The 16,283-nt window shown below is 70.4% G+C and carries 18 protein-coding genes; 10 read left to right on the top strand and 8 right to left on the bottom strand.

The annotated features are described in order from the left end of the window. Positions 1–30: 30 nt before the first annotated feature. The 6 genes from ACZ4SA_RS27265 to nagB form a co-directional block, all read right to left on the bottom strand. Positions 31–912 (bottom strand): Pvc16 family protein, encoded by an 882-nt coding sequence (locus tag ACZ4SA_RS27265; protein ID WP_468279508.1) that lies wholly within the window; start codon positions 910–912, stop codon positions 31–33. A 4-nt stretch (positions 913–916) separates the two neighbouring features. Beyond that, positions 917–1,624: a hypothetical protein gene (locus ACZ4SA_RS27260; protein ID WP_468279507.1), complete on the bottom strand. Its 708-nt coding sequence runs from the start codon at positions 1,622–1,624 to the stop codon at positions 917–919. After that, positions 1,617–2,375, bottom strand: coding sequence for a T4 family baseplate hub assembly chaperone (locus ACZ4SA_RS27255; RefSeq protein ID WP_468279504.1), 759 nt, complete (start codon positions 2,373–2,375; stop codon positions 1,617–1,619). Before ACZ4SA_RS27255 ends, ACZ4SA_RS27260 begins: the two co-directional genes overlap by 8 nt. 28 nt (positions 2,376–2,403) lie before the next feature. Continuing rightward, complete coding sequence (locus ACZ4SA_RS27250) at positions 2,404–2,928, bottom strand: phage tail protein (RefSeq protein ID WP_159694533.1); 525 nt, start codon at positions 2,926–2,928, stop codon at positions 2,404–2,406. Positions 2,929–2,957: 29 nt separating this feature from the next. Next, on the bottom strand, positions 2,958–4,808 hold the full coding sequence (locus ACZ4SA_RS27245; RefSeq protein WP_468279499.1) for a phage tail sheath family protein: 1,851 nt from the start codon (positions 4,806–4,808) through the stop codon (positions 2,958–2,960). 775 nt (positions 4,809–5,583) lie between these two features. After that, positions 5,584–6,369: a glucosamine-6-phosphate deaminase gene (gene nagB, locus ACZ4SA_RS27240; protein WP_468279496.1), complete on the bottom strand. Its 786-nt coding sequence runs from the start codon at positions 6,367–6,369 to the stop codon at positions 5,584–5,586. Positions 6,370–6,648: 279 nt separating this feature from the next. Between nagB and ACZ4SA_RS27235 the strand changes: the two genes are divergently transcribed. The 4 genes from ACZ4SA_RS27235 to ACZ4SA_RS27220 all read left to right on the top strand — a co-directional run bounded on the left by ACZ4SA_RS27235 (position 6,649) and on the right by ACZ4SA_RS27220 (position 8,441). After that, the gene (locus ACZ4SA_RS27235) at positions 6,649–7,017 is read left to right on the top strand and encodes a BTAD domain-containing putative transcriptional regulator (protein ID WP_468279493.1); all 369 of its coding nucleotides are present in this window, start codon (positions 6,649–6,651) and stop codon (positions 7,015–7,017) included. A gap of 79 nt (positions 7,018–7,096) precedes the next feature. Next, entirely contained in the window at positions 7,097–7,303 is a 207-nt protein-coding gene (locus ACZ4SA_RS27230; RefSeq protein ID WP_468279490.1) for a hypothetical protein, read from the top strand. A gap of 22 nt (positions 7,304–7,325) precedes the next feature. Further along, the gene (locus tag ACZ4SA_RS27225; protein ID WP_468279487.1) at positions 7,326–7,904 is read left to right on the top strand and encodes a DUF6245 family protein; all 579 of its coding nucleotides are present in this window, start codon (positions 7,326–7,328) and stop codon (positions 7,902–7,904) included. Positions 7,905–8,174: 270 nt separating this feature from the next. Further along, entirely contained in the window at positions 8,175–8,441 is a 267-nt protein-coding gene (locus ACZ4SA_RS27220) for a hypothetical protein (RefSeq protein ID WP_468279484.1), read from the top strand. A gap of 55 nt (positions 8,442–8,496) precedes the next feature. Here ACZ4SA_RS27220 and ACZ4SA_RS27215 read toward each other — a convergent pair whose 3' ends face one another. Continuing rightward, positions 8,497–8,913 carry a hypothetical protein gene (locus tag ACZ4SA_RS27215; protein WP_468279481.1) on the bottom strand — a complete coding sequence of 139 codons (417 nt, stop codon included), beginning with the start codon at positions 8,911–8,913 and terminating at the stop codon, positions 8,497–8,499. Positions 8,914–8,929: 16 nt separating this feature from the next. Then, a complete protein-coding gene (locus ACZ4SA_RS27210; protein WP_468279478.1) occupies positions 8,930–9,859 on the bottom strand; it encodes a recombinase family protein in 930 nt (309 codons plus the stop codon). A 278-nt stretch (positions 9,860–10,137) separates the two neighbouring features. Here ACZ4SA_RS27210 and ACZ4SA_RS27205 point away from each other — a divergent pair, with 278 nt between their 5' ends. The 6 genes from ACZ4SA_RS27205 to ACZ4SA_RS27180 all read left to right on the top strand — a co-directional run bounded on the left by ACZ4SA_RS27205 (position 10,138) and on the right by ACZ4SA_RS27180 (position 16,221). Further along, entirely contained in the window at positions 10,138–11,805 is a 1,668-nt protein-coding gene (locus ACZ4SA_RS27205; protein WP_468279476.1) for a Mu transposase C-terminal domain-containing protein, read from the top strand. Continuing rightward, positions 11,802–12,716 carry a TniB family NTP-binding protein gene (locus tag ACZ4SA_RS27200; protein ID WP_468279474.1) on the top strand — a complete coding sequence of 305 codons (915 nt, stop codon included), beginning with the start codon at positions 11,802–11,804 and terminating at the stop codon, positions 12,714–12,716. Before ACZ4SA_RS27205 ends, ACZ4SA_RS27200 begins: the two co-directional genes overlap by 4 nt. Continuing rightward, complete coding sequence (locus ACZ4SA_RS27195; RefSeq protein ID WP_468279472.1) at positions 12,713–13,915, top strand: TniQ family protein; 1,203 nt, start codon at positions 12,713–12,715, stop codon at positions 13,913–13,915. The genes ACZ4SA_RS27200 and ACZ4SA_RS27195 overlap by 4 nt, the downstream gene beginning before the upstream one ends. A 156-nt stretch (positions 13,916–14,071) precedes the next feature. Beyond that, on the top strand, positions 14,072–14,701 hold the full coding sequence (locus tag ACZ4SA_RS27190) for a recombinase family protein (protein WP_468279469.1): 630 nt from the start codon (positions 14,072–14,074) through the stop codon (positions 14,699–14,701). Between the two features lie 88 nt (positions 14,702–14,789). Next, complete coding sequence (locus tag ACZ4SA_RS27185; RefSeq protein WP_468279466.1) at positions 14,790–15,107, top strand: trypco2 family protein; 318 nt, start codon at positions 14,790–14,792, stop codon at positions 15,105–15,107. Next, positions 15,094–16,221, top strand: coding sequence for a trypsin-like peptidase domain-containing protein (locus ACZ4SA_RS27180; protein ID WP_468279464.1), 1,128 nt, complete (start codon positions 15,094–15,096; stop codon positions 16,219–16,221). Before ACZ4SA_RS27185 ends, ACZ4SA_RS27180 begins: the two co-directional genes overlap by 14 nt. Positions 16,222–16,283 lie beyond the last annotated feature (62 nt).

The following is a 16,283-nucleotide window of genomic DNA, read 5'->3' as shown; positions in this document are numbered from 1 at the left end:
CTCACCCGCCCCCGTCGTCCGTACCCCGGCTCAGTTCTTTCCGTCCTGCTTCGGCTCTTCCGTTCCCGGTTCGCTCGCCTTGCGGGCACGCGCCGGTGAACCCGCCCGTTTTGCCGCCGCCGCGCGGCCACCCCGCTGCGCCGTTGCGGCAGCCCGTTCGGCCCCGACCCCGGCCTTCCGGCGGGCCGTCACCGGCGAGGCCGCCACCTCGGGCTCACTCGTCCCGGAAGGGTCTGCGACCTCCTCGGCCCTGGGGCTGCCCCCGGCGGGCTCGCCTGCCCCCGGTGGTACGGGCGCGCCTGGCGCGCCGAACGGCAGCACCGCGACTGTGCGTTCGGCCACCGGCTTCGCCGGAACCGGCCGCTCGCGGCCCTCGACGAGCACGAGGGACGCCTGGTAGGCCACTGACAGCGAGTACGGGGTCTGGTGCAGCATCCCCCACAGCTTCGATGTCTCGTCGACGTCCATCACCGTCGGGGAGAAGCGCACCTTCTGGGCCGACGCCGCGAGGTCGCTGCCCGCCAGATACGGCCGCTCCGCCGCCAGTTCGATCAACTCCTGTGGGAGCACGGGCGTTTCGTGCAGCGTCCGGACGACGCACCCGATCAGCCGCTGGCCGACGAGCTCCGCCTCCTCCCCGTACGCGCTGATCAGGTAGTGCAGGTCGAGCGCCGCTGCCGGGCGCTTGCGCAGCGAGCCGTCAGGGCCGCGGGTCGGCAGATCGACATGGCGCATCGAGGCGTTCGGCGTCACCTGGTACAGGAAGACGTTGATCGTCGGTTCGAGCGGCGGCTCTGCCGGTGGCTTGCGTGTCTCCACCTTGACCGCGATGTCCATCTCCGGGCCGAGGCTGCTCTCGATGAGGAGGGCGAGCGCCTGGGTGACCGTCGCGAGGGCGAGTGCGTTGCTCATGAAGTCAGTCCCTCTTCCCACCGCGTGACAGATAGTCGTCCAGGGTCAGTACGGGCGCCGCCCGGCCGGGTCGGCTTGTGCCCGCGGGCCTGCGGTCCGCCCCCGGCGGCGGCGCCGCGGTGACCTCCAGGCGCCCGATCTGCACGTGCACGACCCGCTCCGCGGGCTTCGGCGCCCGGCGTCCCACGGAGCCGAGCGCGGCGCTTCGGGCGGCGGCCGTGTCGGAGCCGCGCGGCACGGCCGGGGCAGCGGGCGGTGCGGCGGCCGGCACCGCGGGGGCCGGGGCAGCCGGCCGCGAAGGCGTGTCGGCGGCTGCGTCGTCCGCCCGTCCGCGCCGCCCCGCACGCGGCGCAGCCGTTGCCGGCGCGGGCCGTACCGCAGGCGGCACGGCGACTACGGGCCGCGACAACCGCTCCCGAGCAGCAGGAGCCGCCTGCGGCGTGTCCGTCTCACGGATGTGTTCTGTGCGCACCACCGTGTGGCGGTCGGTGCGTATCTCGCGCTCGTGCCGCACGGTCCGGGCGGCCGTCGGCGCGGCCGGCGGGGTGGCAGGGATCAGGGCGGCGGGCTGGTCCGTTTCCGGCGGCCCGGACCGCAGGGCCTCGACCCGTTCGAACGGGCCGGGCAGGCGCGGTCGTACCCGGGTCGTCACGCCGTCCGGAGCGCCCACCGGCGTGTACCGGGCGAGCAGCCGGTCGAAGTGGTCAGACATCTGCGCACAGCTCCAGGTAGTAACGACGCCGCAGCGGGCTGAGCGCCAGGATCTCCGGCTCGCTCCAGCCGTAGGCCGTCGCGAGCAGATGGACGTCGAGCATCAGGTCCCGGGCCCAGGTGTCCAGTTCGGTCCACAGGTAGGAGGCGATGTCCAGCTCGGCCCGTGTCGCGTCACCGCACTCGGGGCACGACACGTTCAGCGTCACGTCCGCGGTCGGGTCGGCCTTCGCCGCCGTTTCCGCGATGCGCCGCTCCACCCGCTCGGGCAGCAGATCGGCCAGCTCCGGAAGAGGGACCGGCTTTCCGTCGCGCTGTGCCCGGACCGTGCATCGGGTCACCAGCAGCCGGCGTGCCTCGTCCGGCCCGTCGGCCGTGCCTGCCGCCGAGAGGTCGGCGACGGTGGGCAGCCGGAACTCGACCGCCCAGTCGTCCACCGCCACCCGCAGCGGCGCCTCGGGTGGCGCGGCCCTCGTGGCGAGTGCGCAGGCGTCGAGGTCGAACTCCATGGCCTCGCTGCAGGCACCGCACTCGACCCGGACCTGCATCCGCTCGCCGAACAGCGCCCGGCGCAGCGTGAACAGATCGGCCTCCCGTTCGCCGACCGGTACCGACAGCAGCTCGTCGGTACCGGCCCCGGGCCGGGCCGCCCGGTGCAGCAGCAGCGGCCGGTCACCGGCGTGCCCCGCGAGTCCGGCCTCCCAGGTGGCCAGCAGCTCCACCGGCCCCACCGGCCCCTTCGCGCGCGCCATGCCCCGTTCCTCCGTGCCCGTGCGGCGGTCAGGCCGGGTGGGTGAAGGACGGCTCCACCGGTTCCGGCACCTCGTAGTCCCGCTCCCAGCCCTCGCACTCGAGCTTGACGCTCTGGATGGCGACCGCGTTGGCGTTGGCGTCGAGCTCGCCGAGCACCTGGTACTCGCTGACCCAGGCCCGGTACAGCTTGTGCGAGACGGCGACCTGCCCGGCCTCGTTGAGGACCTGGATGATGATGTCCTTGCGGAAGTCGCGCAGCGAGACCTCGGAGCCGAGCCCCGCGCCGACCTGCCAGACCTTGTTGGCCCAGCGGTCGAACTCGGGATCGTGCGTCACTCCGCGCTCGAGGGTGACACCCTCGAACTCGGAGCGGCCGGGCGACTTGCGCGGGGAGCTGGGGTCGCCGCCGTGGCGGTGCTTGACCACTTCCGTGGTGCGCTTGAGCGGACTGATCTTGCTGATGCCCGCGACCGTTCGACCGTCCCACAGGACCAGGAACTTGAAATTCTTGTAGGGGTCAAAACGATGGGCGTTTACCTGGAACTCAGCCATCGGTTTCCTTCGCGTTCCTTTTCCTGTGGTTACGAGAGATCGAACTGACCGGCCATCTGCTGGATCTTGACGATCACGAACTCGGCGGGCCGGACCGGCGCGATACCGATCACGACATTCACCACTCCGCGCTCGATGTCGGCGTCCGTTGTGGTGTCCTTGTCGCATTTCACGAAGTACGCCTCGCGGGGCGTGCCTCCCTTGAACGCGCCTTGTCGGAAGAGGTCGTTGAGATACGCCGACGCCTTCAGCCGGATCTGCTGCCACAGCTGTTCGTCGTTCGGTTCGAAGACGACCCACTGCAGACCCCGGTACAGACTCTCCTCGACATTGAGCGCGAGCCGGCGCACCGGCACGTACTTCCACTCGCTGTCGAGTGCGTCCGCGCCCTGCAGCGTGCGTGCGCCCCACACCAGGGGGCCCACCACCGGGAATGTCCGCAGGCAGTTGATCCCGAGCGGGCCCAGCAGGCCGTTCTCCCTGTCGGTGAGTTTCACCGACAGGGACCTGACGCCGGCGAGGCGTGCCTCGGTGCCGGCCGGTGCCTTCCACACGCCCCGCTCACCGTCGGTGCGGGCGATGACCCCGGCGACGGCGCCCGACGGCGGGAACGACCGCAGCCGTCCGGTCAGTGGGTCGGTGAGCTGCAGATGCGGGAAGTACAGCGCGGCATGGTCGCTGCGCACCGGGTCGAACGCGCCGATCCCCGCGCGCGCCGCGTCCACGCCGCCCCAGGTCGACGGCGAGTCGACCAGCAGGAAGATCCGCCGCTCCCGGCACAGCTGCTCGGCCGCGGAGAGCACGGTGACCATGTCCTGCGAGGACTCGTAGGCGGCGAGCTCGGGCAGCGCCAGCAGGTTGACGTCGTCGACGTCGCGCAGGGCCTGGATGCCGGTCTTGCGCGCCTCGCTCCCGATGAGGTCCCCGGGGCCGGGCGCGTCGCCGTCCTTGCCGCCCTCCAGCGCGAAGACCGGAGGGTTCACCGAGGACTCGAGACCCAGGTCGTTCGCGCACTCCCCGACGAAGCGCACCACGTCCTTCGGGTCCAGGGAGCCTGCCACGACCTGGAGACGGCGGCCGAACGCGGTGACCTCCACGCCCGCGAACGCGTGCTTGCCCGGCGCGTCCGGCAGCGCCCGCAGCTTGCGCTCCAGCAGGAGGGCCAGCTCCGTGACGTCCGTCGGCGGTTCGCCGTCGAGGTCCGGCTCGAAGAGGGTGAACTCCCGCTCCACGTCGCCGATCTTGACCTTCAGCTCGACGTTCGGATCGGGCAGCTCGGCGGCGAACGGCTTGGACACGGTGCCCGACGGGTCGGGCCGGCCCTCGTCGAGGACCTTGACGCGCACCAGCGAGGAGCCGGAGCCGACGACGGTCTCGACGAAGCGGCCGTGACCGGAGTGCATCGAAAGCCCGGTGAACGACTCGCGGGCGCCGCCGCGCGCATCCAGGATGTGCAGGTTGAACGTCTTGTCGGGGGTCCGGGTGTCGTGGTCGACGGCCACCCGCAGCCCCGAGCCCCAGACACCGGGCTCCTTGGCGTGCACCTCGAGCACCGGGCACTCGCTGTGCCCCTCGGTGGACTGCAGGGTGACGCACGCCTCCTCGCCGGTGCCGGCCTTGGCCACGCGGACGACGACCGCGACCGTGCCGCCGTTGCCGAAGAACTGTTGCACCGCGTAGCCGACAGCGCTCTGCGAGGTGAGCCCGCCGAATCGGCGCTCGAAGTCGGCGAAGCCGGTGACCCGGACCGGATGGTTGAGCGGCCCCCGGCGGGTGTGGCCCACGAACGCGGTCACCGACGTGGTGACCGAGGCGATGGTACGGACGCTGCTGGGAAGTTCCTCGATGTATACGCCGGGATAGCCCATGTGCGTCGGCATTCCCCCTCCATTCCCTTCCGCGCACCAAGAGATGAGGAGAGGAGGTGCAGGAATTGCGCGCATGCGTCGTACGCATGCGAGATCATCACTGTTTTCCCCCGCCGCACACCCCGTGCGATATCGGTCTCGCAGGGCCATTTGCAAGCACAAGCGCTTGTGGCTCCTGATGCATGAGTGCCACTGCGAGTCTCGTTCGTCGCTCGAGTGATGGTCAAGAGACCGATTCAGTCATCGGCGTGGATATCGAATGTGAATGGCGCCTGCGCTGATACGTGTGGTCAGGGCGGCGCCGGCGGTCTGTTATGAAGGAGAATTCACGATCACTTCACATGATTCGGTCCGGTGGGGGGTGATTCCAGCCGATCCTCGGTGTCGTCGGCGCGCCGCCTTGAGTCCCTTTGGCGAGGAACGATCTGTTTGTTCGCACCTGTCCGGACGTGTTCGACTTCGCCGTTCGAGCCCGCGCCGCTCGAGCCCGCCCGGCCGGGGATCCGGCAACCACAACCGCACACCGCTCATTCGGCAGCCCGATCGAGCCGGCCCGTCACAACCGGCGGGCGTCAGAACCGGTCGGTCTTCTCCCTCCGGCTCGTCTCGAACCTGTCCGCCCAGTGCCGCGTCCGGTCCAGATACGCCGTCTGCGCCGCGGCACCTGTCGCCCCACAGGCGCCCGGGCACTGACAGCCGTGCCCCACGGGCGGGTCGCTCGCCGAGCAGGGCGGGCGGCGGCCGCGGGGGTGCCCGCCGCCTGCCCGGCCAGGTCCGAACGAGAGCCCTAGATTCCCTGCCACTTCGGCTTCGCCGCGTAGGTCGCGCGGAAGTAGTCGGCGAGCTTCAGGCCGGCGGCCGCCGCTTCGTCGACCACCACGGTGGCATGCGGGTGCAGTTGCAGGGCCGAGGCCGGGACCATGGCCGACAGCGGGCCCTCGACGGCCCGCGCCACGGCCTCCGCCTTTGCCTTCCCGGTCGCGAGGAGCACCAGGTGGCGCGCCTCCAGGATGGTGCCGATGCCCTGGGTGATGACGTGGTGGGGGACCTGCTCGATGTCGCCGTCGAAAAAGCGGGCGTTGTCGACGCGGGTCCGCTCGGTGAGCGTCTTGATGCGGGTGCGGGAGGCGAGCGAGGAGCACGGCTCGTTGAAGCCGATGTGACCGTCGGTGCCGATGCCCAGCAGCTGGAGGTCGACACCGCCGGCCTCCGCAAGGGCGCGGTCGTAGGCGACGCAGGCCGCGGCGACGTCCTCGGCCGAGCCGTCGGGGCCCATGAAGGAGCCCTCGTCCAGCCCGAGTGGTTCGACGACCTCGCGCAGCACCACGGAGCGGTACGACTCGGGGTGCCCGGTGGGCAGGCCGACGTACTCGTCGAGCTGGCAGATGCGGGCGCGGGAGGCGTCCACCTCCTTGTCGGCGACCTTGGCCGCGAGGGCCTGGTAGATCGGGAGCGGGGTCGAACCCGTGGCGACGCCGAGCAGGGCGTCGGGCTTGCGTCGCAGCAGGTCGGCCATGGCTTCGGCGATGAGCTCGCCGCCCGCGGCGGAATCCGGAACGATGACAACTTCCACGAAGATCCCTGTCTCTGAAAACACTCAGTGGTGTAGACCAATCTACCGCTACCTCGTCCTCGGCACCACCCGGGCCCTGTGCCCCGACGGCTCCGACGCACCCCTGAGCGGAGCCCGGCTGCGGGCGCTCCTCGCCGCGCTGGCCGCCGGTACCGGGCGGCCGGTGCCCGCACGGGAGCTGACCGCCCAGGTGTGGGGCGGCGAGGACCGGCCCGCCGACGGGACGGCGGCACTGCAGGCGCTGATAGGCGACTGCGTCGAGCGCTCGGGCGGGAGGCGGTGCACTCGACGCTCGCCGGCTACCGGCTCGACGCCCGGCGCGACGACATCGACCTGTTCCGGTTCGAACGCCTCACGGCCGAGGGTGCCGCGGCAGGGGAGGCGGGCGACCCGGCCGCCGCGGCCGCCCTGCTCGACGAGGCGCTGGCCCTGTGGCGCGGACCCGCACTCGCCGATCTGCCCGGACGCGACCACGACGCCCATGTCGTCCGGGCGGAACAGCGCCACGCGGAGGCACTCAGGCACCGCCTCGCCGCCGAGGTGGCACTCGGCCGAGCCCGGCCGGTGCTCGCCGAGACCGAGGGCTCCGTGCGCTCCATGCGCGACGCCGACCGGGCGCTCGCCCTCTTCGGGGTCCAGCCAAGGTGAGCCCAAAAGGGGCAGCGGGATGATCTTGAACCCTGGGGTGCGGGGAGAACGTTGATACCGGCTGATCGTTGGACTGGGCATGACCCTGCGGCAGGACTGTCCCACTTGTATCGGCTACGCCCTGGTTGATGCCGACCTGACGGAACATGAAGTCGAGGCTGGCGCTTTCTTCGATGATCAGTATGAGGTCATCACCGACTTGCGGGATGCCCACGTAGAGCGGGTGCACGGAGCGGTGCCGAACGAGGTACGGCTGAGGTTGTCGGCTTCGCCGTACGAAGGGTGAGCGACGTCGATAGCCTGCGGGGATGAGTGAGCAGATGGGGCGGGGCGAGGGTCCGGCCACGGTGGAGCAGGTTGCCGCGGCAATGGCCGCGCTGGGGTTGTACTCCGGGGATAACACCCCGGAGGAGCACGCTGAGGAGGCCGCGCGGCTCGGCGGGGCGGATGCGTACCGGGTGCGGATGGTCAACGCGCTGCTCGGCGTGGTCCAGGCCGAGGCGGCGATGGCCGACGGGGTGAAGCTGGACGGCGACGCGCGGCACGTGGCGTGGGAGGAACAGCTCAAGGCCGCCGGGGCGGGACTGGACGATCCGGTACGGCGGGTGGAGTTCATCCGCTGGCAGGTGCTGCGCGCCGGCACTCCGCTGCGGCTGATGGCGCAGAACCAGGGCGCCGGGCCCATCCCGCTGGCCGCCGCACACGGCGCGACCGGGCTGCACCTGCTGCTCGGCGTGATCGCCGCCAGCCAGGACGCCGTCGCGCTCGGGGACGTGGACACCCTGGCCGCGCAGGCCGAGCAGCTTCAGGCGGCCCGCGAGGCGCTTCAGAACGCGGTCGACAACACCGATCTGCTGCTGAACATGCTCAGGTCGGTCGGCTTGTAGGGAGACGCTGATGACGGGGATGCCCACGCCCGGCGACGTCCAGCAGGTCCGGGAGCGGCAGCAGCGGGAGGCTGCGGCGAAGAAGGCGCTGAAGGCGCAGCGCGGGAGGAGAACGAGCGGAACCGTGTTGCCAAGCTCGCCCGCCAGGCCCGTCTCGCCCTGCCGCCCGAGGAACGGCTGGGCGCGACGGCCGCGAGCATCGACGCGAAGTGAGCCATCCCGAAGGCGCAGGTCGACGCCGAGGAGGTCAAGGCCGCGCAGCGGGCCGCGATGACCCGCGTCGAGGTGGTACGCGAGATCACTGTCGAGGTGCCCGCGTCGCCGCTGCCCGCCGGCTCGTACACCGAGTGCGAGGTGTGTATCGGGCGGGGGATGCGCGACCGGTACGGGCAGGTGCCAGCCGCCGCCGAGCGCCTGGCCCTCGTCGACGCTGCCGGGGTGGAGGTCGCCGTGATTGAGACGTGCCCGACCCACATCCCGTACGTGCAGGCCACGGCCCGGCGCCGGGGGTTCACCGCGCAGAGCGCGGCGGCGTGACGGCCGAGCGTCAGACGGACCGGGATGGAGCGAGCAAGTAACCCGTCGGTAGGTTTCAGCAGTAGCGCTGACCTGGGGCTTCTCCGCGCGGGGCGGGCGTTGCGTGACGTCCACGCGTCGTACGCGTCGGCACGGCTCGCATTCCCGACGCCTTGACGTCACTGTACTGACGGTGGCGACGCCGGTAAGCGCGGTCCCGGCAGCGTGCGGAACAGTATTTCGCGTCCCGTCGGCGGGAGCCCGCCGCGTAGGTCATGCGTCCGTACACCGGGCACAGCAGCCGTCGCAGGAGGCGGTCGTTGTCGGTGGCCACGGCCTTCAGCAGCAGCCGGCCCAGGGCTCCGATGCGCTCGGTGGCCTGCCGGTCCCTGTACGCCTGGGCCCGGCAGGCCGGACCGCAGTACAGCCGCCGCCGTGTCGCTGTCTTCGGGAGCACGGCGCCGCACACGTAGCAGTACCGGCGGCGGGCCATACCTCCAGGATCGCTCTCAGCGCGGGTGGTCGGCCACGAGAGCGTTGACGCGGTTCTCGTACTCGCGACGGGCCTTGCGCTGGGCCGGGATGGCCGGGGCGCCCGGGGTGCCGTCGAGGGGCTGGCAGCGGATGAGGAGCTGGTGGTGGACCGTGGAGGTGGCGCTGACGCGCAGGGTGTAGCCCTGGCCGCGCCGTACGGTGACGCCCTGGTCGAGCGCGGCTCGCTCGGCGGGCTCCAGGTCGGCCGCGCGGAGGAAGTCGGCAACCTTGCCCGGCATGTCGAGGACGACCGGCAGCTCCGGAGCCGGGGCGTCCTGGACGACGGGGGTGTGCTCGGGCAGGAGGTCGGCGACGGCGGTACGGATGGCGCCGCGGCTGACGCCGTGGTCGCGGGCGAGCGCGGCGATGGAGCGGCCCTCCAGGTAGGAGGTGCGCACGTCGTCGGTCTTGTCGGCCGGGACGGCTGGGCGGCGCCCGCCCTTGTTGCCCTTGGCCTCGGCGGCCCGCAGCCCGTCGTAGGTCAGCTCGCGTTGGAGATCACGCTGGAGTTCGCCGGCGGTGGCGAGGGTCTGCACCATGAACTTCACGGTGGACAGCAGCTCTCCGGTGCGGGGGTGGCGGGCGGTGAGGTCCATGGCGGAGAAGGCGCCGTCGTGGATGCGTAGGGCGAGGCGGTCGCGGTGCAGGACGTCGAGCACGTCGAGGATGTGCCCGGTGCCGCGGACGAGGCGGAACATCTCGGAGATGTGCACGGTGTCGCCCGGCCGGGCGTAGGCGAGCAGGTCGCCGAACTTCGGCCGCTCCAGCGGGTGGAGGCGGCTGGAGGTGCCGGCCTGTTCCTCGAAGACGACCGGGTCCTCGATCCCGGCCTCGTGAAGGACCAGGTTCTGGCGGTCGGTCGACTGCTGGTCGGTCGAGACCCGCTTGTAGACCAGGTTGGCCATGCCGCTCCCCGCTCTCGGTGGTCGTATTCGACCCTAGCTGTCAGCAAACCCTGTCATCAGCCGCCATCGGATCTGATTGGATTCGAGCCTCCGTGAACCCCCGGATTGGCGGGGTTCATTGGACGCCCGCCGCGCCTTGTCAGTTTCCGAAGTCGCGTGCACAAGTGAGCTGGTGATTCGCCGGCGCGTGCAGGGAACTACGAATGCGCCGGACGGGCCGAACTCGCCTGCGTTACGGTCGAGTTGTCCGTAGTCGTGTGCGTGACGGGGGCTTCCGGATGGCACAGGAACCGGTGGCCGAGCGCGGGGTGCTGACCGCGCCGCCCCAGATGTGGGAGACCGCGTTGCGGCAGGCCGAGGTCATCGGGCCGCTCGCGGCGAAAGACATAGTGGGGCTGGCCGAGGCGGATAAGGCCGCCGAGCGGCTGCGGGTCTCCCGGCGCCAGGTGTATGTCCTGCTTGGACGGTGGCGCGCCGGTGAGGGAGTGGTGTCGGACCTGCTGCCTGGCCGTTCCAGCGGAGGCCGCGGCGGCGGGCGCCTGTCTGGGGAGGTCGAAACGATCGTCCAGGAAGCGCTACGCACCCGGTACTTGACGCGGCAGCGCCGCTCGGTGGCGGCGGTCTACAAGGAGATCACGCGCCAATGCCGGGCTCGTGGCCTGCGGACTCCTTCGCGGGGGTCGATACAGCGGCGGATCGAGCGGCTGGACCCGGTGGCTTCGGTCTCGGTACGCGAAGGACGAGAGGCGGTTCGTCCTCTCCGGCCCGCCGGGGGTGTGCCGCCGGCGGTCACCGGGCTGCTGGAGCAGGTTCAGGTCGACCACACGCCGGTGGATGTGATCGTGGTCGACGAGCGGCACCGGCTGCCGATCGGCCGTCCTTATTTGACGGCGGCGATCGACGTGGGAAGCCGGTGTGTGGTGGGCCTGGTGGTGACGCTGGAGGCGCCGTCGGCGACCTCGGTCGGGCTGTGCCTGGCCCACACTGCGATGGACAAGCGGCCGTGGCTGGAGATGCTGGGCGTGGAGGCGGTATGGCCGACGAGCGGCAAGCCGCGCGAGCTGTACCTGGACAACGCGGCGGAGTTCAAGAGCGAGGCCCTGCGCCGCGGCTGCGACCAGCACGGCATCAAGCTGCGTTACCGGCCGCCCGGCCAGCCCCACTTCGGCGGGGTCGTCGAGCGGCTGATCGGCACCATGATGCGGCTCGTACACGAACTGCCGGGCACCACGTTCTCCGGCACCGCCGAGCGCGGCACCTACGACAGCGACGGCAAGGCCGTGCTGACCGTACGGGAGTTGCAGGGCTGGCTGGCGTTGGCGGTGGCCTGCTATCACGGCCAGGTCCACGAGACACTGGGCCGCCCTCCGGCCAGGGTCTGGGCCGAGAAGGCCGCCGCGTCGGGGCCACTGGTGACGGTGACCAACGAGACCGCCTTCCTGGTGGACTTCCTGCCGGTGATCCGCAGGACCTTGTCGCGGTCGGGGTTCGTGATCGACCACGTGCAGTACTACAGCGACGCGCTCAAACCGTGGATCGCCCGCCGCGAGCGGTGGGGCCGGTTCGTGCTGCGCCGGGATCCGCGTGACATCAGCCGGATCTGGGTCCTGGACCCGGACGGCACCGCGTATGTGGAGGTCCCCTACCGGACGCTGTCACGACCGCCGATCAGCGCGTGGGAGCAGAAGGCCGCCGCCCGGCGGCTTCGTGAGCTGGGCCGTGCGGAGGTCGACGAGAACGCCCTTTTCGCCATGGTGGCGCAGATGCGGGAGATCACCGACACCGCCGCGACCACCACCCGCAAGGCCCGCCGCGACCGAGAGCGTCGCACCGAGGCACCCTCCCGGCCGCAGCCGAAGGTGACGCCTCCGAATGCGCCCACCTCCGACGTGGGCCAGGAAAGCAAGGCAGTGGCCAGGCCGTTCGAGGTGATCGAGCAGTGGTGAACGAGGACGAAGACGCTGTGGTGGACCTGTCGCATCTGCGCCCGGCCGCGCAGCAGATCGCGCAGCTGCCGGACGCGGAGCGGCTGCGCTACGTCCGGGCGGACCGGTGGATCGGCTACCCGCGTGCCACCGAGGCCCTTGGGCGGCTGGAGACGCTGCTGTCGTGGCCGCCCAAGCAGCGGATGCCGAACCTGTTGCTGATCGGGCCGACCAACAACGGTAAGTCGATGATCGTGGAGAAGTTCCGCCGCGGCCATCCGCCGGTGTCGCATCCAGACCGCGAGGAGATCCCGGTCCTGGTGGTGCAGATGCCGTCCGAGCCGTCGGTGATCCGCTTCTACACGGCGCTGCTGGCCGCGCTCGGCGCGCCGCTGCGTGCCCGCTACCGGGTGGCCGACCTGGAACAGGCGGTACTGCGGCTGCTGCGGGCGGCTGAGGTGCGGGTGCTGGTGATAGACGAGTTGCACAACGTCCTCGGCGGCAGCGGCGACAAGCGCCGGGAGTTCTTGAACCTGCTGCGGTATCTGGGCAATGAGCTGCGCATCCCGCTGGTCGGCGTCGGCACCCGGGACGCCTACCTGGCCATTCGCGCGGACGACCAGTTGGAGAATCGGTTCGCGCCACTGACACTGGCGCGCTGGGAGTCCGATGTCGACGCCTGCTCGCTGTTGGCAAGTTTCGCCGCCTCGTTCCCTCTGCGCAGACCCTCGCCGATCGCCAGCGCCGAGATGGCCGGCTACCTGCTCACCCGCAGCGAGGGCACGATCGGCGAGCTGGCCCACCTGCTCACCGATGCCGCCGTCGCAGCGATCGACTCCGGCGAGGAAGCCATCAACCAGCGCACCCTGTTGCTCGCGCCGTACGTCGGCCCGACCGAACGGCGCCGCCTCTTCGAGCGCGAGCTGACGTGAGCGCGGTCCGGCGCTGGCCGCTGCACCCGCAGCCCGGCCCGCTGCAAGCGCTGTCGTCGTGGCTGGGGCGGCTCGCGGACCTGTACGAGATGCCGGTGCATGACCTGCTGCGGCACAACCTCGGTCTGGTCGACCTGGCCCTGCCGGTCGATCTCGACCTCAACCCGCCGACGACGATACTCGTGTCGCTCGCCGAGAAGACCGGCGTGGACCTCAGCCACCTGCGGTCGATGACCCTGATCGGCTGGGTCCCCTGGCTCTTCGACATGCTCCCCGTGGATGTCCAGGACGCGCAGTCGGTCTTCGACGCTTACGTGAGAGACAACTCCGTTCTCTTCGCGCGCAAGGCCGCGACGCAACACGTGCTGCGCTTCAAGCCCGAATGGGCGGGGCCGTGGCTCCTTCCCCACCCCGGCGCTCTGCGAGCCTGTCCGGTCTGTGTCGCCGACCCGGACCGGGGCATGTCCCTGATGTGGCGGCTGGCACTGACGACCAGCTGCGTCGAGCACGACTGCCGTCTCCTGGACATCTCCGAGGTGAGGGCCGCGCGGATCCTGGGCCGGGAAACGCGCCGGGAGCCGCTGGAGCCGCCCCGTGCCGCCCTGGACCGCTACACCCACCAGGCACTGACCACCGGCCGAGTCGACTTGCCCGGCCGGAACGTGCACGCCGGGGTGTGGTTTCGCCTCCTGCGCTCCCTCCTGGACGAGGTCAGCCTCGCCGCGAGCAGCCAAGGCGCCCACGGCAAGAACACGTTGCAGCTGATCTGGCAGAACACCGGACACCCGGAACGCGCGGGGCTGAACGTCTGGCGCCCCTTTGAGCAGCTGAAAGACGAGATCCGAGAGGCGATGTGGGACGCCGCCGCCACCGCGCTCCAGATGGCCGCCGACGGCCTGATCACCGCCCGCGGGCGCCTCAGTTCCGCACTTCAGGCCCCACTCCACGACTACGTCTACGACGGCGACGAACCCTCCCCGCACCGCAACGCCTGGCAGGACTTCACGACCGCCTTCGAGGAAGCGCTCACCACGGCCCGCACCGACCCGCCCACCGCGCGGCAGCTTCTCGCCCTGCTGACCATCGGATGCCGCACCCTCGATCACTTCGAAAAGGAGCGCGCCTCCCTGCACGAGGAAGGCGTCCCCGCCGAGTTCCTGCCCAGCGCCGACGAACTGGGCCGCCTCGACCTCACCTGACGCCGTTCCACATCCATGGAAGTGGAACAGGGCGCCCGACAGGCCGTCAGGAGCCGTATGTCCTGGGCGGATCGCCAGGCGAGCCGTTCCGAAAGTCGTTCCAGAAAAGGTGTTCCGGAACTCCTGTACGGAGCCGAGTTCCGGTACGGTCCGGCCATGGGAACCGACAACCGCCACCCCGAGGGAGGACTCGAACTTGCCTACGCCCGGGTCTCCACCACCAAACAGAGCCTGGAACGCCAACTTGATGCCCTCGGAGCAGCGGGCATCCCCGACGAACAGATCTACGTCGACAAGAAGAGCGGCGCCAGTGTCGACCGCCCCGGCCTGACCGACCTGCTCGCCTACGCCCGCCCCGGCGACACCGTCGTCGTCTACACCCTCGACCGGCTCGGCCGGAACCTGCGCGAAGTCCTCAACCTCGTCCACGACCTGGGCGAGAAGAACATCGGTGTACGCTCCCTGGCCGACCCGCTGCCGATCAACACTGCCGACGAGGGCATGGGCCGCATCGCCTTCCTGCTGCTGGCGCTCTTCGCGGAGATGGAACGCACCTTTACCGCCGAACGCGCAGCCCATGCCCGCGCCGTCGCCGAAGCCGCCGGCCGCCACATCGGCCGCCCCGTCGCCCACCCGGACGACAAGATCGAGTACGCCCGGCTCCTCAAGCAGCAGGGCAGCAGCCTCGGCCAGATCGCCACCAAGACCGGCATCCCCAAGACCTCACTCCACCGCTACCTCGTAGAAGCAGAACCTGCTACCGCGCCGCTCGGAGACTCCCGATGACCCTCGTCTTGGCCCGCAAGCAAGGTGAAATCACCGACCGGAGCTGGCATCACCCACTTCCAAACCGCACAGTCGACGAGGAGTAGCTATGGCGACGATCGGGTTGGCCGCAGCCATCGAGGAGCTGCGGCAAGAGCTGTACCAGGCCCAGGCCCGGGGGGCGCATCAGCAGTTCGGCTTTCAGATCGAGGAAGCCGAGCTGGAGCTGCTGTTGGAACTGCGCGATGACGCCAACGGTGAGGGGAAGCTGCAGTTCGGGGTGGCGACCGTAGGCGGGGGTGGATCGCACTCCTCGGTCCGCGGGCACAAGCTGACGCTGAGGCTGCAGGTCAAGGATCGGGCTTTGGGCGGAGCCAGCCCTGAAATCGGTCGCCGACAGTCCGGCTCCTGGGATGGCGAGGGCTGAGTTGGACCGTCAAAGACTGGTCCTGATCCGCGGTGGTGACGCTGCTGGGTTCCTCCGCGTCGGTACCGGCTATCTGATCGGGCGTCGCCTAGTGCTCACGGCCCGGCACGTTGTCGAGAAGAGCCGGGGCGCCCCCTGGCCCAGGACCGACGTGTGCGTGGGGCACCCGCAGGACGCCGACGTAACGCGCTGCTGGGCATCGGTGTGCTGGACCGACCCGGAGGAGCGCGATGTTGCTTTGCTGCTGCTGGACAAGGAGGTCGAGGTGCCTGGGACGGTGCGCTGGGGCCGCCCCGTTGGCAACGCCCCGCTGCCCTATCAAGGTCTTGGGTACCCTTCGGCGGCCTTCAGGGATGGGCAGCACAAGGTGGAATACCTGAGTGGGAATCTGCCGCCTCAGGCCGGTGGCGTCGGCGCCCAGGATTTGTACGTCCTGGATCAGGAGTCTGCGCCGGACATGCGTGCGGACGGTGAGCAGGCGTGGTCCGGGGCTTCCGGCAGCGCGGTCTTCTGCCAAGATCATCTTGTCGGCGTCGTCATCCACGATGACCGCGCGTTCGCGAACCGCCGGCTGCACGCCTGTCCGGCCCGTACCTTCACCGGCGACCCCGCATTCGCCGCGCTCCTGCAACGTTACGGCGACGGCCCACTCGGGCTGGTCGACCTCTCAGCCAAACAGCCCAGCACCCCTAGCGAAAGAGCCGAGAACCGTTATACCCTCCGCGTCGGTGGCGTCACCGTGCGACTGCCGCCGAAGATCGCTCCGACGCTGTCCGGCCTGCCCCGCGCGTCGCCGACCTTTACCGCCCGTGAGAATGACCTTGAGGAAGTCCTCAAGCTGCTGAAGCCCGGCAGGCCTCGAAAAACGCCCCCGGTCGTGGCGGTCGCGGGCATGGCCGGTGTCGGCAAGACAGAACTGGCTGTGCAGATCGCCCAACAAGCGCTGGACCACGGCTGGTTCCCAGGCGGAGTACTGTTTCGCGATCTGCACGGTTACGATCCACGGCGGGCGTCGCCGAATGTGACCCTGGATAGCATCCTGCGCGATTTAGGTGTCCCGGGCAGCTGTATACCCCACGACCTAGTGTCTCGTGATCCTGTAGGCGTTACTTGATCTCGCGTATCTCGTTGTTACCGACATGGAGCTCTCCGTGGAACAGGCCGCAGAGTTGCGGG

It is taken from the genome of Streptomyces sp. NPDC027962, assembly GCF_055566095.1.
This window is presented reverse-complemented; position numbering and strand designations above follow the sequence as displayed.

Bases quoted from the DNA above. Each gene is read 5' to 3' on its own strand.
- ACZ4SA_RS27265 (WP_468279508.1), bottom strand. From the start codon at position 912: ATGAGCAACGCACTCGCCCTCGCGACGGTCACCCAGGCGCTCGCCCTC.
- ACZ4SA_RS27220 (WP_468279484.1), top strand. From the start codon at position 8,175: ATGACCCGCGTCGAGGTGGTACGCGAGATCACTGTCGAGGTGCCCGCG.
- ACZ4SA_RS27185 (WP_468279466.1), top strand. From the start codon at position 14,790: ATGGCGACGATCGGGTTGGCCGCAGCCATCGAGGAGCTGCGGCAAGAG.
- ACZ4SA_RS27255 (WP_468279504.1), bottom strand. From the start codon at position 2,375: ATGGCGCGCGCGAAGGGGCCGGTGGGGCCGGTGGAGCTGCTGGCCACC.
- ACZ4SA_RS27190 (WP_468279469.1), top strand. From the start codon at position 14,072: ATGGGAACCGACAACCGCCACCCCGAGGGAGGACTCGAACTTGCCTAC.
- ACZ4SA_RS27225 (WP_468279487.1), top strand. From the start codon at position 7,326: ATGAGTGAGCAGATGGGGCGGGGCGAGGGTCCGGCCACGGTGGAGCAG.
- ACZ4SA_RS27250 (WP_159694533.1), bottom strand. From the start codon at position 2,928: ATGGCTGAGTTCCAGGTAAACGCCCATCGTTTTGACCCCTACAAGAAT.
- ACZ4SA_RS27180 (WP_468279464.1), top strand. From the start codon at position 15,094: ATGGCGAGGGCTGAGTTGGACCGTCAAAGACTGGTCCTGATCCGCGGT.
- ACZ4SA_RS27210 (WP_468279478.1), bottom strand. From the start codon at position 9,859: ATGGCCAACCTGGTCTACAAGCGGGTCTCGACCGACCAGCAGTCGACC.
- ACZ4SA_RS27215 (WP_468279481.1), bottom strand. From the start codon at position 8,913: ATGGCCCGCCGCCGGTACTGCTACGTGTGCGGCGCCGTGCTCCCGAAG.
- ACZ4SA_RS27230 (WP_468279490.1), top strand. From the start codon at position 7,097: ATGACCCTGCGGCAGGACTGTCCCACTTGTATCGGCTACGCCCTGGTT.
- ACZ4SA_RS27260 (WP_468279507.1), bottom strand. From the start codon at position 1,624: ATGTCTGACCACTTCGACCGGCTGCTCGCCCGGTACACGCCGGTGGGC.
- ACZ4SA_RS27205 (WP_468279476.1), top strand. From the start codon at position 10,138: ATGGCACAGGAACCGGTGGCCGAGCGCGGGGTGCTGACCGCGCCGCCC.
- ACZ4SA_RS27245 (WP_468279499.1), bottom strand. From the start codon at position 4,808: ATGCCGACGCACATGGGCTATCCCGGCGTATACATCGAGGAACTTCCC.